Source organism: Acidovorax sp. HMWF018 (assembly GCF_003061035.1).
Classification (GTDB): domain Bacteria; phylum Pseudomonadota; class Gammaproteobacteria; order Burkholderiales; family Burkholderiaceae_C; genus Acidovorax; species Acidovorax delafieldii.
The window spans coordinates 1-3,860 of sequence record NZ_QAIM01000261.1; the positions used below are offsets into that span (position 1 = coordinate 1).

The 3,860-nt window shown below is 64.8% G+C and carries 3 protein-coding genes; all 3 read left to right on the forward strand.

Annotated features, from left to right (window positions below; translation table 11 throughout):
- Positions 1–224 precede the first annotated feature (224 nt).
- Positions 225–1,505, forward strand: coding sequence for a C4-dicarboxylate transporter DctA (locus DBR23_RS09555; protein ID WP_108498088.1), 1,281 nt, complete (start codon positions 225–227; stop codon positions 1,503–1,505).
- A gap of 38 nt (positions 1,506–1,543) precedes the next feature.
- Positions 1,544–2,248, forward strand: coding sequence for a GntR family transcriptional regulator (locus tag DBR23_RS09560; RefSeq protein WP_108498089.1), 705 nt, complete (start codon positions 1,544–1,546; stop codon positions 2,246–2,248).
- 196 nt (positions 2,249–2,444) lie between these two features.
- Positions 2,445–3,860, forward strand: a 1,416-nt coding sequence (locus DBR23_RS29610; protein WP_158276443.1) for a nucleobase:cation symporter-2 family protein, incomplete at its 3' end; no start/stop codon positions are given.

The window sequence follows — 3,860 nt, forward strand, 5'->3', positions numbered from 1 at the left end:
CAACCCCGACGGCAAGACCCTCGGCTACTGATTGCCAGCGCCCGCTTCATGCGGGCGGTCTGTGCTTGTCAACATTTGCGAGGCCACGCCCCACAAAGGCGTGGCCTTTTTATTGCCGCCTCTGGCAACCCCATGCGGGCATACCCTCATACCGCCACTCTTCAGACTTGCCTACAGTTCTTGTATGCAAGATTTGCGTTCAAAAAGCTACTGAAGGAGTTGGCATGCCCCGGTTTTTCAAATCCCTTTTTGGTCAAGTGGTGCTGGCCTTGATAGCCGGTGTGGTGGTGGGCCTTGTGTGGCCCGACACCGCCATTGCGCTCAAGCCCCTGGGAGACGGCTTCATCAAGCTCATCAAGATGCTCATCCCGCTCATCGTCTTCTGCGTGGTGGTGCATGGCATTGCAGGCACTGGCGAACTGCAGCGGGTAGGCCGGGTGGGCGTCAAATCGCTGATCTACTTCGAGGTGGTCACCTCCATCGCCCTGGTGCTGGGCCTGGCGCTGGCGTTCTGGTTCGAGCCGGGCGTGGGCATGAACGTGGACCCTAAGGCGCTGGACCCCAAAGCCATGGGCGCCTACGCCGAAAACGCCAGCAAGCTCACCGGCGGCGGTTTCACCGACTTCTTGCTCAAGCTCATTCCCACCACCGCCGTGAGCGCGTTTGCCAACGGCGATGTGCTGCAGGTCCTGCTGTTTTCCATCGTTTTTGGCTGCGCCCTGGCATTGATCGGTGAGCGCGGGGCGCGAGTCACCGGCCTGATCGATGACCTGTCGCATGTACTGTTCAAGACCATGGGCCTGATCATCAAGCTCGCACCGTTGGGTGTGCTGGGCGCCATCGCGTTCACCGTGGGCAAATACGGCCTGGGTTCCCTCAAGCAGCTGGGCATGCTGGTGGCGCTGTTCTACGCCGCGGTGGTCATCTTCGTCGTGGTGGTGCTGGGCCTCATCATGCGGGTGTCGGGCTTCAGCCTGTTCAAGCTGCTGCGCTATTTGCGCGAGGAGCTGGCCGTGGTGTTTGCCACCACGTCGTCTGACAGCGTGCTGCCGCAAATCATGGCCAAGCTCAAGCACATGGGCATCCGGGATTCGACCGTGGGCCTGGTGATCCCCACGGGCTACTCGTTCAACCTCGACGCGTTCTCGATCTACATCACGCTGGCGGCTGTGTTCATCGCCCAGGCCACCAACACGCCGATTTCCATGGCCGACCTGCTGACCATCCTGGCGATCTCGCTGGTCACCTCCAAGGGCGCACACGGCGTGCCCGGCTCGGCCATCGTCGTGCTGGCCGCCACCTTGCAGGCCATCCCTGCCATCCCGGCGATTGGCCTGGTGCTGGTGCTGTCGGTAGACTGGTTCATGGGCATCGCCCGCGCGCTGGGCAACCTCATTGGCAACTGCGTCGCCACCGTGGCCGTGGCGGCGTGGGAGGGCGACATCGACCGCGAACGCGCCCATGCCGTGCTCGACGGGCGCGAACCGCCCATGCCACGCGCCTGATCGGGCACAGCACTTTTGCAGCACGCGACAATCCGGCCATGAGCATCAACCAGACCCAGATCGCCCAGCAGGTGGTGGAATCCATCCTCGCGCAAAAACTCTCGCCCGGCGAGCGCCTGGGCGAGCAGGAGCTGGCCGATCTGTTCGGCGTAAGCCGCACGCTGGTGCGCGAGGCCCTGATGCAGCTGCAAGCACGGGGCTTTGTGGAAGTGCGCTCGCGCCGGGGCTGGTACGTGGTGGAGCCCTCGGTGGAGGATGCCCGCGACGCGTTCTCCGCCCGGCGCATCATCGAATCAGGCATCCTGGCCGATGCGGGCCGCCCTCTGCAGAGCGTGACCCGCCGCCTGCGTGCGCACATCGCCGACGAACAGCAGGCCATCGAAGGGGCGGATGCTGCCACGCGCGCCTTTCTGCTCGCAGACTTCCACGTCTGCCTAGCCGAGGCCATGGGCCACCGCAGCCTGAGCGACATCCTGCGTGACCTCACGGCGCGCACCACCCTGGCTGCATCGCTCTACCAATCACAGCACGCAGCCAGCCAGTCCTGCGCAGAGCACGCCGCCATCGTCGAGGCACTGGAGGCCGGCAACATCACCCTGGCCCGCGAGCGCATGCTGGCCCACATCGGCCATGTGGAAGGCGCTCTCAACCCCGGCCAGCCCCTGGTGCGCGACAGGCTGCGGGAATCCCTGGCACCGCTGACCAGCCCACGCACCAAGGCGGCAGCTACGGACCCGGGCTAGCCACACCGAAGGCACCCAGGCCACCCACCGTCCAACCGCCTCCACCACGGCAGGCGAGAAATTGCTGCGCCCCTAAGGGTTAACCGGGATAAGCGCGTCCGGTCATTTTGTATACGATTTTTGTATGGACACTTGTGCACCGTCCGGTGCCCGTGTTCTTTTCGTATTCACATCCCCAACCCGCCGAAGGACCCCCATGAATCCGCCCGTACACCCCGTGGACGAACACCTGCCCGTGGGGCGACTGACGGCGCTGGGCCTGCAGCATGTGCTGGTAATGTATGCGGGCGCCGTGGCGGTGCCGCTCATCGTGGGCCGCGCGCTCAACCTCACGCCCGACCAAGTGGCCAAACTGATCTCGGCCGACCTGTTTGTGTGCGGGCTGGTCACGCTGATCCAGGCGCTGGGCGCCTCGCGCTGGTTTGGCATTCAGCTGCCGGTGATGATGGGGGTGACCTTTGCCTCGGTGGCGCCCATGATTTCGATGGCGCAGAGCACGGGTGGCACGGCCGGGGCCGGGCTGATCTTTGGCTCGGTGATCGGCGCGGGTGTGATCTCCATCCTGATCGCACCGCTGGTCAGCCGCATGCTCCGCTTCTTCCCGCCCGTGGTCACCGGCACCATCATCGCAGTCATCGGCATCAGCCTGATGCGCGTGGGCATCAACTGGATCTTTGGCAACCCCGTGGGCCCCACAGCGCCCAGCGTGCCCAACCCCGAGCACCTCAAATGGCTGGCAGAGGCGCAGGCAGCGGCGGGTGCCCCCGGCTCATCGCTGCCGCCGGTCCCCAAGGGCTTTGCCGTGGTGCCCACGGTGCCCAACCCCAAGTACGCAGACCTGACCGGTGTGGGTATCTCGGGCTTGGTACTTCTGTCCATCCTGCTGATTGCCAAGTTTGCCAAGGGCTTCATTGCCAACATCTCGGTGCTGCTGGGCATCGTGATCGGCGCGGTGGTGGCCGTGGGCATGGGGCTGATGAACTTTGACAAGGTGGCCAAGGCGCAGTGGTTTGACCTGGTGCTGCCGTTCGAGATTGCCGGCCCCGTGTTCGACCCCATCCTGATCCTGACCATGACCCTGGTGATGATCGTGGTCATGATCGAATCCACCGGCATGTTCCTCGCCCTGGGCGAGATGACCGACCGCAAGGTGGACCAGGCAGCCCTCACGCGCGGCCTGCGCACCGACGGCCTGGGCACGCTGCTGGGCGGCATCTTCAACACCTTTCCGTACACCAGCTTCTCGCAGAACGTGGGCCTGGTGGCCGTTACCGGTGTCAAGAGCCGCTTTGTGTGTGTGGCCGGCGGTGTGATCCTGGTCGTGCTGGGTGTGCTGCCCAAGATGGCCGCGCTGGTCGAGTCGCTGCCCACCATGGTGCTGGGCGGCGCGGGGCTGGTGATGTTCGGCATGGTGGCGGCCACGGGCATCCGCATCCTGGGCGGGGTGGACTTCAAGACCAATCGCTTCAACGCCATGATCGTGGCCGTCTCCATCGGCGTGGGCATGGTGCCGCTGATCGCGCCCAACTTCCGCCAGTGGATGCCGCATGCCATCCACCCCCTGATCGAATCCGGTATCCTCCTGGCCTCGATCACGGCGGTGGCCCTGAAC